The following is a 15,726-nucleotide window of genomic DNA, read 5'->3' on the forward strand; positions in this document are numbered from 1 at the left end:
GCCGTCCGTCGCGGGCATCGGCTCGTTCCTTCGCGTACCAGCCCGGTCCCGGGAGGACTAGAACCCTATGGCAGCCAAACTCATCGCGTTCGACGAAGAGGCCCGGCGCGGCCTTGAGCGCGGCATGAACCAGCTCGCTGACGCCGTGAAGGTGACGCTCGGCCCCAAGGGCCGCAACGTCGTCCTGGAGAAGAAGTGGGGCGCGCCCACCATCACCAACGATGGTGTCTCCATCGCCAAGGAGATCGAGCTCGAAGACCCGTGGGAGAAGATCGGGGCCGAGCTCGTCAAGGAGGTCGCCAAGAAGACCGACGACGTCGCCGGTGACGGAACCACCACCGCGACCGTGCTCGCCCAGGCCATGGTACGCGAGGGCCTGCGCAACGTCGCGGCCGGCGCCAACCCCGTCGGCCTGAAGAAGGGCATCGAGGCCGCCGTCGCGCGCATCAACGACGAGCTGGCGAACCTCTCCAAGGACGTGGAGACCAAGGAGCAGATCGCCTCCACCGCCTCCATCTCCGCCGGCGACGCCCAGATCGGCGAGATCATCGCCGAGGCCATGGACAAGGTCGGCAAGGAAGGCGTCATCACCGTCGAGGAGGGCCAGACCTTCGGCCTCGAGCTCGAGCTCGCCGAGGGCATGCGCTTCGACAAGGGCGCCATCTCGATGTACTTCGCCACCGACCTCGAGCGCATGGAGACGGTCCTCGAGGACCCCTACATCCTCATCGTCAACTCCAAGATCTCCAACAACAACGAGTTCCTGCCCGTTGTCGAGAAGGTCCTCCAGGCCGGCCGGCCGCTGATGGTCATCGCCGAGGACGTCGAGGGCGGCGCGCTCCAGACCCTCGTCGTCAACAAGATCCGCGGCACCTTCAAGTCCGTCGCCGTCAAGGCCCCGGGCTTCGGCGACCGCCGCAAGGCCCAGCTCGGCGACATCGCCGTGCTGACCGGCGGCCAGGTCATCTCCGAGGAGGTCGGCCTCAAGCTGGAGAACACCGAGCTCGACATGCTCGGCCGCGCCCGCAAGGTCGTCGTGACCAAGGACGAGACCACCATCGTCGACGGTTCGGGCGACGCCACCGCCATCGCGGGGCGCGTCAACGAGATCCGCAGCGAGATCGACCGCACCGACTCCGACTACGACCGCGAGAAGCTCCAGGAGCGCCTCGCGCGCCTGGCCGGCGGTGTCGCGGTCATCAAGGCCGGTGCGGCCACCGAGGTGGAGCTCAAGGAGCGCAAGCACCGCATCGAGGACGCCGTCCGCAACGCGAAGGCCGCCGTCGAAGAGGGCATGCTGCCCGGTGGCGGCGTCGCGCTGCTCCAGGCCGGCGTCCCCGCCTTCGAGAAGCTGGAGCTGCTGGGCGACGAGGCCATCGGTGCGCAGATCGTGCGCCGCGCCATCGAGGAGCCGCTGAAGCAGATCGCGATCAACGCCGGCCTCGAAGGCGGCGTCGTCGCGGAGAAGGTGAAGAACCTCGACGCCGGTGTCGGCCTCAACGCCGCCACGGGCGAGTACACCGACCTGTTCAAGGACGGCGTCATCGACCCCACCAAGGTCACCCGCTCCGCGCTGCTGAACGCGGCCTCCATCGCCGGTCTGTTCCTGACCACCGAGGCCGTCATCGCCGAGAAGCCCGAGAAGTCGGCCCCGGCCGCCGACCCGAGCGGCGGCATGGGCGGCATGGACTTCTGAGTCCTTTGCCACCGGCGCCCCGGCGTCACCGGCCCACGAACGGGCGGTCCCCTCGCGGGGCCGCCCGTTCGGCGTTCCCGGGGCCGCCCCCGCCGGGGCGGCGACGGTAGAGTCGGCTCCGCTCTCCGCCAGCGGGTGGCGGGGCGCCGCGTAAGGAGACCGATGAGCACCGAAGCCGGGCACCACTACTCGCCGGAGACCGACCTCGCCGCCCTCGACCGCGCCACCGCGCGGCTGCTGCGCACGGCCGAATCGCTCACCCCCGACGAGGTCGCCGAGCCGTCGCTGCTGCCGGGGTGGAGCCGCGGGCACGTGCTCAGCCACCTGTGCCGCAACGCCGACGCCCTGCTGAACGGCCTCACCGCGGCGCGCACCGGCGCCGACGTCCCCATGTACGCCTCCGACGACGCCCGCGACGCCGACATCGACGCCGGTGCCGGGCGGCCCGCAGCGGAGCAGTGCGCCGACCTCCGGGCCTCGGCCGACCGCCTCGCCGCGGCGGCCCGCGCGCTCGAACCGGCGGCCTGGGAGTACCGGATCCTGCACCGCCGCGGCTTCCGCTTCTCCGCGGCCGACGTCCCGGCGATGCGCCTGTCCGAGGTCGAGTACCACCACGTGGACCTCGACGCCGGGTACGGCCCCGGGCACTGGGCCCCCGGGTTCGTCGCCGCCCAGCTCACCCGCTTGGCGGAGCGGTTCACGGAGGACGGCCGGTTCGGGCCGGTGCTGCTGCGCGACGCCGACACCGGCGCCGAGTACCGCATCGGTGCGCCGGCCCCCGAAGGGCTGACCGCCTCGGGCCCCGGCCCCGCGCTGCTGGCGTGGCTGTCGGGCCGGTCGAACGCCGACGGCCTCGTTGCGCACCGCGGCGGCGAACGGCTCCCCGACGCCCGCACGGCCCTGCCGGATCCGCCTCCTCTCGGCTGACCGGTCGGCCGACCGCGGCGGGCGGTCGGCGCGGGGTCAGCGCACCTCGCCGCGGAGGTGTAGGGCGTCGAGGATCCGCTGGACGGCTGGGGCGCAGCGGTCGCGGTCGGCGCTGCCGAGCCACGCCATCTCCTCGATCTCGTTGGCGGGAACGGGGTCGCCCTCGTGGTCGGCGGTGTAGCACGACAGCCGGACCCTGGTGCCCTCGGGATAGTTGTGCGCGGCCTCGTCGACGACGGCGAACGGCCGGATCGTCCCGGCGCGCAGCGCCACCCCGACCTCCTCGCTCACCTCGCGGGCGACGGCGCTCTCGTCGCTCTCGCCCGGTTCGCGCTTGCCGCCGGGCAGGTAGAAGAGGTCGACGCCGCGGGTCCGGACGCAGAGCAGGCTGCCGTCGCGCACGTGGACCCAGGCGATCGCGTCGATCGCCGGGGCCGGTGGCGGGCCGGGAGTACTCGTTCGCATGCGCGCCAGCCTATGGGGCGGGGAGCCCCAGGGTCGGCCGCCCGCCCCGGAACCCTGGCGCTCCGACCCCTGGCACCCTAGACCCCTGGCACCCTAGACCCCTGGCACCCTGGACCCCTGGCACCCGAACATGCACCGCGCTATAGTGCAGATTGCAGTAATGAAATCCGCACTATCTACCGAGGAACCGAGGAGTGGAGGAGTGAGGGCGCAATGGCGGGCAAACGGCGCGGGGTGACCGACCTCACCGGGTTGACCGTTCTCGCGCTGCTCCACACCGGCCCCCGCCACCCCTACGAGATGCACCGGATCGTCCTCGAAACGCACAAGGACTTCGTCACCGGCCTGCCGCGGAGCCTCTACCACGCGGTGACCCGGCTGGAGCGCGACGAGTTCATCGAATCGGTCGAGACGGTCCGCGAGGGCGGCCGGCCCGAGCGCACCGTGTACCGGCTCACCGCCGAAGGGCGCGCCGAGCTGACATCGCGGCTGCGCTACCTGCTCCAGCGCCCCGACACCGACCCGCGGCCGTTCGTCGCGGCCATGTCGTTCATCGGCTGCCTGCCGATCGGCGAGACCCGCTTCTGCCTCGGCCACCGCGCAGCCGCGCTGGAGAGCGAGGTCGCCTCGCTCGACATCAGCAGCACCTCGCTCGGCCTGCCGCGCGTGCTGCTGCTGGAGAACGAGTACCTGCGCGCCCTGCGCGCAGCCGAGCTGGAGTGGGTCCGGACCCTGATCGCCGACCTCGACTCCGGGGCGCTGTCGTGGCCCGACGACATGACGGAGCTGTCGAAGAACATTCCGGGAGGGATGACCAGGAGCGACTGAGCACCCATCCAGAAGCCGGCACCCACGCAGAAGCCGGCACACATACAGAAAGCCCCCGCCGCGTGCGCCAACACCCGGCGGGGGCCACCCGAGACCGAACGATCCGCACAGCGGCGCCGACCACGGGCCTCACAGCCACCACGATAGGCGCCTGCTCCAGCGGACCGGACACCGATTCCGCACCAGGAAAGCAGGAGAGACACCATGTACGCCGACAACACCGCCGCCACCGCCACCGAATCCGCCCGCGCGGCAGCCGCCGACCTGGTCGACCGCCTCTACGCCGCGTGGAACGCCGGCGACGCCGACTCCTACGGCGCCCTGTTCACCGAGGACGCCACCTACATCGTCTTCAACGGGATGCAGCAGAACGGGCGCACCGAGATCACCGAGGCCCACCGCTGGCTGTTCGACGGCCCGCTCAAGGGCACCCGCATCGGGCGCGGCAGCACCCCCGCCGAGGAACCCGCCATCCGCGTCCTCACCCCCGACGTCGCGCACATCGTCCACGCGGGCGGCATGGCCATGGCCGCGGGAGACGAGCCCGACCCCGGGCACGACTCCCGCGTCTCCCTCGTTGCCGTGCGCACCGAATCCGGGTGGCGCCTCGCCGCCTTCCAGAACACCCGCCGCGCGCCGTTCCCCGGGGAAGGCGGCCCCCGATGACCGGCGCCCCCGACCCGTCCGAGTACTGAGCGCCGTTCCGTGCCGGGGCGAGATTTTCTGCCCCGGCACGGAACCCCGGCGCCCGCGCGCGCGTCTAAGCGCACCGTGGATCTCTTCAACACCGCACCGGTCGTCGTCAAGCAGCCCAAACGGTACTTCGTCGACAAGTCCGAGTACTTCTGCTACGACACGCAGGGCCGGCAGATCGCGCACGTCCACGAGGCCGACCTCGGCGCGGGGATGCAGGCGCTCCGCTTCATGGCGAAGAACACCACCGGCTTCGCCCGCACCGTCCGGGTCGACGACGCATGGGGGCGCCCGCGGCTCGTCATCGAGAAGAAGTGGTCGATGTGGACCGCGCAGACCGTCATCTCGGTGCCGGGCGGCCCGCCCATCGGCTACATCGACCAGGACTTCAAGCTGTTCAAGGCCGGGTTCCGGCTGCTCGACCCCTACAAGCGGCACCTGGGCACGATCAAGGGCGACTTCTGGGGCTTCGACTTCGAGATCGTCGACGCCAACGAGCACCCCATCGCGAAGGTCAACCGGCACGTCGCCGACCTCGGCGAGCTGTTCACCGCCGCCGACACCTACGTGCTGTGGCCCCGCTACCCCAACCTCCCCGAGCCGCTGAAGACCCTGGTCGTGGCCTCCGGGATCACCGTCGACCTGGTCCTGGCCGAGGGCCAGCGCTGATCAGCCCAGCCGCTCCATAGCGGCGCGGTCCTCCGCGCCGAACCGCTCCTCCAGGACCTCCGGTGCGGCGTCCACGTCGATCTTCGCCAGCGGCGCGCCGCGCGCGGTCTCGATGGCGCCGAGCCGCCGCCCGGCCCGGTCGGTGGCGTAGGCCAGCAGTTCGTCGGTGGGGATCTGGTACTGCCGCTCCTCCACGGTCATGAGCGGTTCGCCGGTGCGGTCGACCGTCGCCAGGACGTGCGGCACGAGCTCCTCGAACCGCCGGGTGATCACGTCCCACAGCGAGTCGTCGGCGGCGACCAGGCGGCGGCAGGTGAACGTCCCCCACGCCATGTGGCGGCGCTCGTCGTCGCCGATCCGGCGGATGATCTGCCGCATGCCGGGGAAGATGCGGCGGGCCGTGCACACGTGGTTCCAGGCGTAGTAGCCGGTCAGCGCCAGCGACCCCTCGATGATGTGGTTGTAGGTCACGGAGGCGCGGACCTGGTTGTACGGGCTGGGGTCGGCGTCGAGCGCGTTCAGCGCCGCCGGCAGCTCCTCGTAGAACAGCACCCGGTAGCCGGGGTTGTCGCGGACGTGGGCGTGCAGGTCGGCGGTGACCCCGAGGGCGTCCAGCCACATGCGGAACACCTGGACGTGCTTCGCCTCCTCGAACGCGAACTGGGTCAGGTACATCTCGTCGCCGATGCGCCCCTCGGCGGCCATCGCGCGCAGGAACGGCTGGATGTCCTCGGTGACCGCCTCCTCGCCCGCGACGAACTGGGCGCACAGCCGCAGGATGCGGTCCTGCGCCTCCGCCGTGAGCGACTCCCAGTCGGCGGCGTCGGCGGACATGTCGATGTCGGCGGGGTTCCAGAACTTGGCGTTGCCCTTCGCGAACAGCCGCAACGGGAACGAGTCCCAGTTCAGCCCGCCGGGGCGCAGCGAATGGAAACCATCGCGGTAGGGGGCGGTGCGTGCGGGCGCTGACGGTTCGGGCATGGCGCTTCCCTCCACGGGGCCGGTCGGCATCCCCCATGATTTGACACCGAGGCGTCCCGTGTAAAGGGTGCGGGCGGTGGAATCGCTCCGCCGCCGCGTTCCGGGCCGCGGGTGCCGCCGCGCGGCGGTAACGTCGGTACCGGCGGAGTTCCGCGGTCCCGGCCGGACCGCCCCGCCGTCCGATGAAGCCGCCATGAGCCTTGGAGTGGCCGTGTTCTGTGGTGACGAACTGACCCCCGGTTACACGGCGTGCACCCAGCAGATGACCCTCTTCGCCGTCGCCTCGCTCATCCCGGCGATGCTCGCCCTCATCCTGCTGGTCGCCGCGTTCGCGGCGCCCGGCCTGCGCGGCCGCCCCGAACTGCGCACCCAGGCCCTGCTGTACTCCATGGTGGCGTGGGCGCTCGCCGGGTTCACCTACGTCCTCGGCGCGCTGCCGTCGTTCTGACCCGCGGGCCTGTCCGAGGGCCGCACCCGGCGGTTCAGATCTCCTCGCCCGAGAGCACGTCCCCGGCGTCGGCGATGCGGTAGGAGTAGCCCTGCTCCGCGAGGAACCGCTGGCGGTGCGCAGCGTAGTCCTGGTCGAGGGTGTCGCGGGCGACCACGGCGTAGAACCGCGCGGTGCGGCCGTCGGACTTGGGCCGCAGCACCCGGCCCAGCCGCTGCGCCTCCTCCTGGCGCGACCCGAACGAGCCCGACACCTGCACCGCCACACCGGCCTCGGGCAGGTCGATGGAGAAGTTCGCGACCTTGGAGACCACCAGCACCGGAAGCTCCCCCGAACGGAACGCCGCGTACAGCCGCTCGCGCTCCTTGACCCGGGTCTCGCCCTTGAGGACGGGCGCGTCGAGCGCCGCCCCGATCTCGTCGAGCTGGTCGATGTAGGAGCCGATGACCAGGGTCGGCTCGCCATTGTGCCGGGCGACCAGCTCGCGGACGACGTCGGTCTTGCCCTGGGTCGACGCGCAGAACCGGTACCGGTCCTCCGGTTCGGCGGTGGCGTAGGCGATCCGCTCCGGCTCGGTGAGGGTGACCCGCACCTCGACGCAGTCGGCCGGGGCGATCCAGCCCTGGTTCTCCATCTCCTTCCACGGGGAGTCGAAGCGCTTGGGGCCGATGAGGGAGAAGACGTCGCCCTCGCGGCCGTCCTCGCGCACCAGGGTGGCGGTCAGCCCGAGCCGGCGCCGGGCCTGGAGGTCGGCGGTCATGCGGAAGATCGGGGCCGGCAGCAGGTGCACCTCGTCGTAGACGACGAGGCCCCAGTCGCGGGCCTCGAACAGTTCGAGGTGGGTGTAGACGCCCTTCTTCCGGGACGCCAGCACCTGGTAGGTCGCGATGGTGACCGGCCGGATCTCCTTGCGGGTCCCCGAGTACTCGCCGATCTCGTCCTCGGTGAGCGAGGTGCGCCGCAGCAGTTCGTCGCGCCACTGGTGCAGCGACACGGTGTTGGTGACCAGGATGAGCGTGGTGGCCTTGGTGCGCGCCATGACGGCGGCCCCGACGATGGTCTTGCCGGCGCCGCACGGCAGCACCACGACCCCCGAGCCGCCCGCGTGGAAGCCGTCGGCGGCCTCGCGCTGGTAGCCGCGCAGCTCCCAGCCGTCCTCGGTGAGGTCGATGTCGTGCGCCTCGCCGTCGACGAAGCCCGCGACGTCCTCGGCCGGCCAGCCGAGCTTCAGCAGCGCCTGCTTGAGGTTCCCGCGCTCGCTGGGATGCACGGCGACGGTGTCGGTCCCGATGCGCTCGCCCAGCATGGGCTTGACCCGCTTGGCGCGCACCACCTCCTCCAGCACGGCGCGGTCGAGCGCCTGGAGGACCAGCCCGTGCGCGGGGTGGGTGGTGAGCCGCAGCCGGCCGTAGCGGTCCATGGTCTCGGCGATGTCGACCAGGAGCGCGTGGGGCACGGGGTAGCGGGAGTACTCCAGGAGGGCGTCGACCACCTGCTCGGCGTCGTGCCCGGCGGCCCGCGCGTTCCACAGCGCCAGCGGCGTGATCCGGTAGGTGTGCACGTGCTCAGGGGCGCGTTCGAGCTCGGCGAACGGTGCGATCGCGCGCCGGCAGTCGACAGCGAGGTCGTGGTCGACCTCCAGCAGCAGCGTCTTGTCGGACTGCACGATCAGGCAGCTCACTCGGTGACCTCGCATTCGAAACGGCGGCCCGGGCCGCGCGGCGCGCACCGGACGGGGTGCGCGCGGGGCGGCTCACAGGATATGCGCGGGGCCGCCGCGCGGATCAGTCGAGGCTGCCCGAGAGCCCGAGGAGCATGATGCCGCCGAAGCCCACGACGACGAGGACGACGTGCACGATGTTGGCGATCCACGCGTAGCGCGTGAACTTCTCCATCTCCTCGGGGGAGCGGTCGTTGCCGATGGCGATGGCGGCGAACACGATCCCGATGATGTTCGTCGCGCAGCACAGCACGACAGTGAGGATCGCCACGATCAGCGCGGCGATGGCACTGCCCTTCGCCGGCGGCGACTGCGGGTAGCCGCCGCCACCGGGCGGCGGGTAGCCACCCCCGGGCGGCGGGTACCCGCCGTAGGGGCCCTGCGCGGAGCCGTACGGGCCGGACGGCTGCCCCCCGGTCCACGGGTCGCCGGGCGGCGGCGGGCCGTAGCCGCCGTGCCCCGGTTGCTGGCCCCAGTAGTCGCCGGGCCATTGGTTGCTCATGCGATGCGCTCCTCGAAGACGATGTCGGGACCACTGTCCATCATGGGCGGTGCCGCCGTACGGGCGCCGCCGCCTCCGCACGGCACCGGCGGAGCGGACCGCACACGTGACCGGCGCGCGCCCCCGCCGTGCAGCGTCCGGCGGCGCGCCGAATCCGATCGGCCGAACGCGGCACGGGGCCGGTGCGGCACCAGGGGCGGTGGGCCGGGCCGGAGCCGGCGGCCGGGCCGTAGTCGTGAGGTTCCACGGGCATCCTCCTGCCGGCCGCTCCGGGGGGCGAGCGGCCGTTTCCTTGGACGCGGTGCGGCCGGCGCGGGTTCCGCGGCGGCACCGCGGCCGGTCACCACTGGTCGACCGGGCTGACCCCCTGGATCCAGGAGCCCGCCTGGGTGAGCAGCACACCGAACAGGATCAGCGTCGTCACGAAGAAGACGGCCCCCGCGCCGAGGCAGTACCAGGAGTAGCGGGTCAGCGTCTCGGCCTCGGCCATGCGGCCGCGGTCGCGCTTGTGCGCGGCGCGCACCGCGAACACGATACCGGGGATCCCGAAGATCACATTGGCGCAGCACAGCATGCTCATCGCGTTCAGCAACATCGCCATGGTGGAACTGCTCGACCCGCCCCCGCTGGGGGCGGCGCGGTCCTCCGCGGTGTCCCCGCCGTCGGACCCCCGCGCGCCCGCGCGCGGCGCCGCGGCCCGCTCCGCGCGGTCGCCGGTGCGCTCGGGAACCTCCCCGGCCCAGCGGGGGGCGCGGCCGCGCTGCGCCCCGGGACGGTCGTCCCGGGGGGAGGACGCCCCGGGCGGTAGCGACTGGTTGCTCATCGGTGCTCGCTGTCCCTCTCCGCGGATCCCTGGATCGGCCCGGCCCCGCCCGCAGCGGGGTCCGCGCACCGTCATACCCGGTCGGCCGCCCCAAGACCCCGCCGAACCGGGGCCCATGACCGAAACGGCGGCCCGCAGGCGTCCTGTCAGACGCCCTGGCGGGTCGGCCCCGGGCCGGTGCGGGAGCCCGCAGCGCCCGACCGCTGCCCCGATTCTGCCGGTTCGGCCGCCGCGATGTCGGCGACCCCCGTGATGCGGTGCACGGCGAAGCGGCTCACCGCCGCGCGGGTGGCGTCATAGGCGGTGAGGAAGCCGCCCTCGACCCGCGCCGGGTCGACGATGCGGCTGCTCGCGCGCCCGTCGGCGTCCTGGTAGCCGATCCACACCCGGCGCCCCTGCGACGCCGCGGCCGAGAGCACCGTGAGCGTGTGCGACGCGGCCGAACGGGGCGGGTCGCTGCCCGGCGGGTCGATCGGGTGGCGTTCCGCGTTCGCCGCCTCGTCGCCGGCCCGCACCGCGCGCACCGACGCCGCGCGCTCGGCGGGCCCCGGCTGGGGCGGCTCGGCGGCGCCGGCCGCGACGGTGCCCGCGTCGCTGCGCCGCACCTCGGGGCGGCTCAGCTGGACGGACCCGTCCACCGACTCGGGCACCGCCGGGTAGCCGAGCTCGGCCAGCCGCGCGAGGAGGACCGGCCGGGCGGTGCGGCTCGCGAGGACGGTCGGCGCCAGGCGGACCAGGGCGAGGTCGGCCGTCCTGCGGTCGCCCGCCAACTCGGCGAGCACCGAGGGGTCGTCGCAGCGCAGGTAGCTCGACGCGGTCCCCACGCGCAGCCGCCCGTGCCTGCGCGCCACGTCGGAGATGAGGTAGCGCAGCGGCTGCGGCAGCGGGGTCGTGGAGTGCCGCTCCAGCAGTTCGGTGAGCTCGGCGGCGCCCCGCCCCGAGTCCAGCGCCCGCCGCACCGAGGCGTCGCTGAACCGGTACACGGTCGCCCCGCCGGTGGACTCGACGTCGGCGGCCAGCGCGAGCTCCCGCGCGAGAGCGGGCACCAGGGGGCCGGGCGCGACGGCGGTGAGATCGCCTTGGACGAGGAAATGGTCGAGCTGCTCGGGCAGCTCCGGAGCGAGCGACGCCTCGGCGGCCGACGCCTCCGCGAGCGTGCCACCCTCGCGCAGCTCGGCCAGCAGCGCCCTGCCGTGCGGGGAGAGCGCGCCGCGCCCCGTGAGCCCCAGCACCGCGGCCTCGTTCGTCGCGGCGGCGACCAGCTCCGTGTAGGCGGGGCCCTGGCGCCGCGGACGCAGCCAGGCGAGGCGCTCGGCCACGGACTCCGCGGTGGGCGCGCAGCCCTCCGGGGCCGCCGCGAGCGCGTCGAGGACGTCCACGCGCACCTCGCGCGCCGACCGGCGCTCCAGCCCTTCGCCCAGGACGTTGCGGGTGCGGCCGCGCGCGTCCTTGGACCCGCTCAGGCTCGGCACCCGGCTCCCGCGCAGCCACGCCGCTGCCAACGCGGCCCAGCGCGCGGCGGGCTCCGCCGCCCGCCACAGGTCGTAGCCGGTGCTCGGCAGCCACTCGCCGTCGACGTCACCGTCCGCCGCGAGCAGCCCGGCGGCGTAGGCGGTCTCGGCGAGGACAGCGGTGGTCGCCTCGTCGGAGTCGAGCGCCCGCGCGGCGATGCGCAGCTCCCGCACGCCGAGGCCGCCGTTGCGCAGCACAGCGGGCGGGTCGGCGCCCCACAGCTCCAGCAGCTCCTCGACGGAGCGCACGGCGGTGAACGCCTGGCCGGCCGCCGCGCGCAGGGCGAGTCGCGGCGTGTGCTGCGGGCCGGTCAGCGGGGGCGGCCCGGGTGCGGCGGCCACGGCCGTCCCCGGCCCGGCGGCGGCGCCGGGTGCGCTGTCGGGTGTGCTGTTGGTTGCGCTGTCGGCGTGCGCGGCGGAGCGCCGGGCGAGGCGGCCGCGGCGCAGGTGCAGGGCGACCTCGCGGGGGAGGGTCACGGTATCGGGGCCGGTCGCGATCAGCAGGCCGCGCGCGAGCAGCCGGTCGATGGGCGACACGGCCGACGCGACGTCGACCTGCCGCGCCGCTCCGTTGACGCTGCCGTGCGGCGGCCCCCAGGCGAGCCGCTCCAGCACGCCGCGGGCGTCCGCTCCGGCCGCCGCGATCAGCGGTTCGAGCCGGTCGGGGCGTGCCAGCGCATCGGCGGCCCGCTCGGCGGGGCCGCCCGCCCCGTACCCGCCGGGGAGCCCGAGCGCGGCGGTGACCCGTTCGACGCCCTCGGCGGGCAGCTCGTCGAGCAGCGCCGCCAACGGCGGGCCGAGGCCCAGCGGGGTGGTGAGGATGGTGCGCAGCACCGCGACCGGCCGCACCCGCCCGCCGTCCGACCACACCAGCGCGGTCGCGAGCAGGTGCCCGACGGTGTCGCGGACGGCCTCGGCCGGCGCCTCCAGCAGGTCGGGGAGCGCGTCCGGATCGGTGCCGGTGTCGCCGCCGGCGCGCCAAGGGCCGCTCAGCCGGTCGTCGCCCAGCGCCACCAGCGCTTCGAGGACATGCAGCCCGAAGCGGTCGAGGCGGTCGAGGACGCGCAGCACCGCAGGTTTCGCCACCGCGCGCGCCGCCAGCGCTCCGATGTCGGCGGGGACCGGGGTGATGAGGTCGGGCCGCGCGGCGAACAGCGCGTCGAGCCCGCTGTCGGGCCGGTCGCGCAGCCACGCGGTGAAGGTGTGCGGCCGCCCGCCTCCCCGTCGCTCGTTCTCACTCATCGGTGTCAACGCTATGCCATCGCACGGCCCAGGGGCCGCGGTCGGACGTCGCCGCAGCCCAGGGGCTGCGGTCGGGCGTCGCGGCGGCTTGGGGGCGCGGTCGCCTCGGCCCGGGGCTGGCGCGGACGGTACGGCGTGGTGTTTCGTGCCGCCGGGTGCTTCGCATCCGCGACGGCGGCACACGCCCTGGGTCGGGGGTGTGCGGTGAGGGCGGCGGCGGCCCACTCCCTGGGGCGGAAGTGTGCGGTTGGGTGGCCTTGCCGGTAGGCCGTTTGCCGGGGTGGGTGTTGTGGTCGTGGGATACCACCCCCATTGGCCACGCCCAGAATGCGATCTTCGGGCACCATGTCTTCTACGACGGAGGGGGCCGGCAATGACGGAGCGGGCGGAGCAGCTCGTCCTGGAGTACTTGGCGAAGGCGTCGGACGCCGCGCAGCAGTACCTGCTGCCCACGCGGCGCACCGCCTACGTCGCCGATCTGCGGGACCGGATCGACGCCGCGCGGGCCAAGGGCAAGGGCGACGACGACGCACGGGTGCGGCAGGTACTGCGCAGGTTCGGCGACCCGGTCGCGCTGGTCGCCCGCGAGGTGGCCGAGAAGGCCGAAGCCGAGCGGGCCGCCGCCGATTCCGGTGCCGCGGACCCGGAACGGACCACCCACGCCGTGAGCGGCAAGAAGCCCAAGCGGTCGCTGGGGCGGCTGGCGCAGCCGGTCCGGCTGGAGCGCGACCCGCCGCCGTGGCGGGGCGGCCCCAAGCGGTCCCGGCTGCGGCGCCGCGCCGACATCGACCCCGCCCCCGCGGGCGGCGCGAAGACCGCCTTCACGGGCGGCGGCGGGTCCGCAGGCGGCGGCGGGCTCCGCGAGAACTCGCCCGCGATGCTGATGCTGTGGTTCGCCACCGCGGCGCGGCGGTACCCCATGGACGTGTTCTCGATCGCCCTCTACCTGGTCAGCGGGCTCATCACCGCCATAGCCTTCGTGTGGGTCATCGGGGCGGTCCAAGTGGTGCTCAGCTCGGTGTGGGAGGTCAACGACAAGTGGGTGGCGGTGGGCGTGCCGGTCGCGGCGACGGCGATCGGCATGGCGCTGTGGCAGGGCAACGCCCCGTTCATCGACCAGGTGATCCTGGAGTCGCTGCTCGACACCGGACTGATCGGCCTCCGGATCGGCGTCGCCGCCAGCGCGGTCGTCCTCGCGGTGCGCATCGCGCGGATCGCCCGCTCGGAAGGGGCCTGACGGCACCGGACCGGCTCGTTCATCACTCGGTAAACACTCAGGAATATCCGTCTTGACCTGCGTATTTACGTGCGTGAACGGCGATTTCCGTGGGTAATCATTGGACGTGCGTTCGAGTTTCGCGGCGGCGACGCCGCGGAGCGCGGCGCCGGCACGCGGCACACCGGCCGCGCTGCGCGGCGCCGAGATCGACGGCGTCCCGCGACCGCCTGGTTCCCGTCCCACAACTCCGCAACCGGCGACCGCAGGGATGCCGCCAGAGAGGCCCGGAGATCCGCGTCCGGGCCTCTCGCCTCCCAAGGGCCACGTAACGGTCCGAGCCGAGGTCGGGGTCGCCGAAACTCGGCGGATAATAGCCTCGCCTGCCGGACCCGTCGCGCACTAGCCTGAAACCGCCCACACGGGAATATGTGGGACGAGACGGCTCCGCGGGCGTTCGCCGCGGCACCGCCGCCCTCCTGGTCCAACGGCGAGAACGATGAGGTCACACGTGCCCACCGGCAAGGTCAAGTGGTACGACAGCGATAAGGGTTTCGGCTTCCTCACCCGCGACGACGGCGGCGAGGTATTCGTGCACTCCTCCGCGTTGCCGGCGGACGCCACCTCGCTCCGCGCCGGCCAGCGGGTGGAGTTCGGTATCGCCGAGGGCCGCAAGGGCGCGCAGGCCCTCCAGGTGCGGCTGCTCGACGCGCCGCGGTCGGTCGCGAAGGCCATGCGCAAGAAGCCCGACCAGATGGTCGTGATCGTCGAGGACCTCATCAAGCTCCTCGACGGCGTCTCGACGACGTATCGTAGAGGTAAGCACCCCGACCAGCGCGAGGCGGCGAAGATCGCACAGGTGCTCCGGGTCGTCGCCGATGACCTGGAGGCGTAGGCCCGCAAAGGCCGCGCGCCGCCCTCGGGCGGCAGCCTCGGTGCGGCCTCGAAAATGGCCTCAGTGCGGACAAGAGTCGCGCGCCACGACCCCGGTCCCGGTCGGGGGCGCGCCAAGCACGACTCCGATTGACGTAACGGTCGGCTATCGATCGGCGTTGTGGTCAAGTCGGTACTCGTAATCAGCGAAAATGGAGCCGTGAGCCCTACCCGTCGTTCTCCAGACAAGGCATGTGTCGAGGCGGAAGAACTGGCCTGCGCCTCCGCCGCCGAAATCGGGCGGCCGGAGTGGGTCGGCGAACACCTCGGCTCCCAGATCGAAGGCGACCGCGTCGTCACCCACCTGTTCAGGTGCCTCGATCCCGCGTACCCGGGGTGGCACTACGCCGTCACGGTCGCACGCGCGTCCCGCGCCAAGTACGTCACCGTCAATGAGTCCGTCCTGCTGCCCGGCACCGACGCGCTGCTCGCCCCCGAGTGGCTGCCGTGGAAGGAGCGGCTGCGCCCCGGCGACCTCGGCGTGGGCGACATCCTGCCCAGCGGCGACGACGACGACCGCCTCATGCCCGGCTACGCCCAGGTGCCGGAGGACGACCTCGCCGAAGAGGGCGTCGACAAGCAGATGGTGTGGGAGCTCGGCCTCGGCCGGGCCCGCGTGCTGTCGGAGGTGGGCCGCGAGTCCGCTGCCGAGCGCTGGTACAACGGCGCTTCCGGGCCGCGGAGCCCCATCGCCGGGGCCGCGCCCGCGAAGTGCGCGTCGTGCGGGTTCATGACCCCGCTGGCGGGCGAGTTCCGGCAGATGTTCGGGGTGTGCGCCAACGAGTTCGCCCCCGACGACGGCCGGGTCGTCTCGCTCGACCACGGCTGCGGCGCCCACTCCGAGGCGGCGGTTCCGGCGCCGGGCGTCGAACCCCCGTCGCCGGTCATCGACGAGATGGGCTACGACCACATCGTGTTCGACGACACAACGGAGCTCGAACTCGTCGCCTCCGACACCTGACACGGGCTCCGCGCCGGCGGACGGCCGCAGCGGCTGTCCGACCCTTCGCGCGCGCCCCCTACCCTGTGACTCGACGATGTCGGACGCGGCGCCTCCGACCCGCCTCAGCGG

The 15,726-nt window shown here is 73.3% G+C and carries 15 protein-coding genes; 9 read left to right on the forward strand and 6 right to left on the reverse strand.

Going from position 1 to position 15,726, the window contains the following annotated elements:
• Positions 1-67 precede the first annotated feature (67 nt).
• The gene (groL, locus tag CLV63_RS06905) at positions 68-1,696 is read left to right on the forward strand and encodes a chaperonin GroEL (protein WP_106582033.1); all 1,629 of its coding nucleotides are present in this window, start codon (positions 68-70) and stop codon (positions 1,694-1,696) included.
• 162 nt (positions 1,697-1,858) lie between these two features.
• Entirely contained in the window at positions 1,859-2,623 is a 765-nt protein-coding gene (locus tag CLV63_RS06910) for a maleylpyruvate isomerase family mycothiol-dependent enzyme (protein WP_106582034.1), read from the forward strand.
• A gap of 36 nt (positions 2,624-2,659) precedes the next feature.
• On the opposite strand, the gene CLV63_RS06915 is transcribed toward CLV63_RS06910, so the two are convergent.
• On the reverse strand, positions 2,660-3,088 hold the full coding sequence (locus CLV63_RS06915) for an NUDIX hydrolase (RefSeq protein ID WP_106582035.1): 429 nt from the start codon (positions 3,086-3,088) through the stop codon (positions 2,660-2,662).
• A gap of 213 nt (positions 3,089-3,301) precedes the next feature.
• Here CLV63_RS06915 and CLV63_RS06920 point away from each other — a divergent pair, with 213 nt between their 5' ends.
• From CLV63_RS06920 to CLV63_RS06930, 3 genes are all read left to right on the forward strand, one after another.
• On the forward strand, positions 3,302-3,916 hold the full coding sequence (locus tag CLV63_RS06920) for a PadR family transcriptional regulator (RefSeq protein WP_106582036.1): 615 nt from the start codon (positions 3,302-3,304) through the stop codon (positions 3,914-3,916).
• 204 nt (positions 3,917-4,120) lie between these two features.
• Positions 4,121-4,582, forward strand: a complete 462-nt coding sequence (locus CLV63_RS06925) for an SgcJ/EcaC family oxidoreductase (RefSeq protein WP_106582037.1) — start codon at positions 4,121-4,123, stop codon at positions 4,580-4,582.
• A gap of 105 nt (positions 4,583-4,687) precedes the next feature.
• Positions 4,688-5,278 (forward strand): LURP-one-related/scramblase family protein, encoded by a 591-nt coding sequence (locus CLV63_RS06930; protein WP_106582038.1) that lies wholly within the window; start codon positions 4,688-4,690, stop codon positions 5,276-5,278.
• Here CLV63_RS06930 and CLV63_RS06935 read toward each other — a convergent pair whose 3' ends face one another.
• Positions 5,279-6,259 (reverse strand): R2-like ligand-binding oxidase, encoded by a 981-nt coding sequence (locus tag CLV63_RS06935; protein ID WP_106582039.1) that lies wholly within the window; start codon positions 6,257-6,259, stop codon positions 5,279-5,281. It lies immediately after the preceding gene.
• Between the two features lie 211 nt (positions 6,260-6,470).
• On the opposite strand from CLV63_RS06935, the gene CLV63_RS06940 reads away from it, so the two are divergent.
• Entirely contained in the window at positions 6,471-6,707 is a 237-nt protein-coding gene (locus CLV63_RS06940; RefSeq protein WP_106582117.1) for a hypothetical protein, read from the forward strand.
• 34 nt (positions 6,708-6,741) lie between these two features.
• Here CLV63_RS06940 and CLV63_RS06945 read toward each other — a convergent pair whose 3' ends face one another.
• The 4 genes from CLV63_RS06945 to CLV63_RS06960 form a co-directional block, all read right to left on the reverse strand.
• Entirely contained in the window at positions 6,742-8,388 is a 1,647-nt protein-coding gene (locus CLV63_RS06945; RefSeq protein ID WP_106582040.1) for a DNA repair helicase XPB, read from the reverse strand.
• 103 nt (positions 8,389-8,491) lie between these two features.
• Positions 8,492-8,929 carry a hypothetical protein gene (locus CLV63_RS06950; RefSeq protein ID WP_106582041.1) on the reverse strand — a complete coding sequence of 146 codons (438 nt, stop codon included), beginning with the start codon at positions 8,927-8,929 and terminating at the stop codon, positions 8,492-8,494.
• A gap of 340 nt (positions 8,930-9,269) precedes the next feature.
• Positions 9,270-9,752: a hypothetical protein gene (locus tag CLV63_RS06955; RefSeq protein ID WP_106582042.1), complete on the reverse strand. Its 483-nt coding sequence runs from the start codon at positions 9,750-9,752 to the stop codon at positions 9,270-9,272.
• Between the two features lie 146 nt (positions 9,753-9,898).
• Positions 9,899-12,505, reverse strand: coding sequence for a helicase-associated domain-containing protein (locus tag CLV63_RS06960; RefSeq protein ID WP_106582043.1), 2,607 nt, complete (start codon positions 12,503-12,505; stop codon positions 9,899-9,901).
• A 373-nt stretch (positions 12,506-12,878) separates the two neighbouring features.
• On the opposite strand from CLV63_RS06960, the gene CLV63_RS06965 reads away from it, so the two are divergent.
• The 3 genes from CLV63_RS06965 to CLV63_RS06975 all read left to right on the forward strand — a co-directional run bounded on the left by CLV63_RS06965 (position 12,879) and on the right by CLV63_RS06975 (position 15,615).
• The gene (locus CLV63_RS06965; RefSeq protein ID WP_106582044.1) at positions 12,879-13,742 is read left to right on the forward strand and encodes an HAAS signaling domain-containing protein; all 864 of its coding nucleotides are present in this window, start codon (positions 12,879-12,881) and stop codon (positions 13,740-13,742) included.
• Positions 13,743-14,232: 490 nt separating this feature from the next.
• Positions 14,233-14,616, forward strand: coding sequence for a cold-shock protein (locus CLV63_RS06970; protein WP_106582045.1), 384 nt, complete (start codon positions 14,233-14,235; stop codon positions 14,614-14,616).
• 198 nt (positions 14,617-14,814) lie between these two features.
• The gene (locus CLV63_RS06975; protein WP_106582046.1) at positions 14,815-15,615 is read left to right on the forward strand and encodes a DUF3027 domain-containing protein; all 801 of its coding nucleotides are present in this window, start codon (positions 14,815-14,817) and stop codon (positions 15,613-15,615) included.
• Positions 15,616-15,726 lie beyond the last annotated feature (111 nt).

It is taken from the genome of Murinocardiopsis flavida (assembly GCF_003014485.1).
GTDB classification, from domain to species: Bacteria; Actinomycetota; Actinomycetes; order Streptosporangiales; family Streptosporangiaceae; genus Murinocardiopsis; species Murinocardiopsis flavida.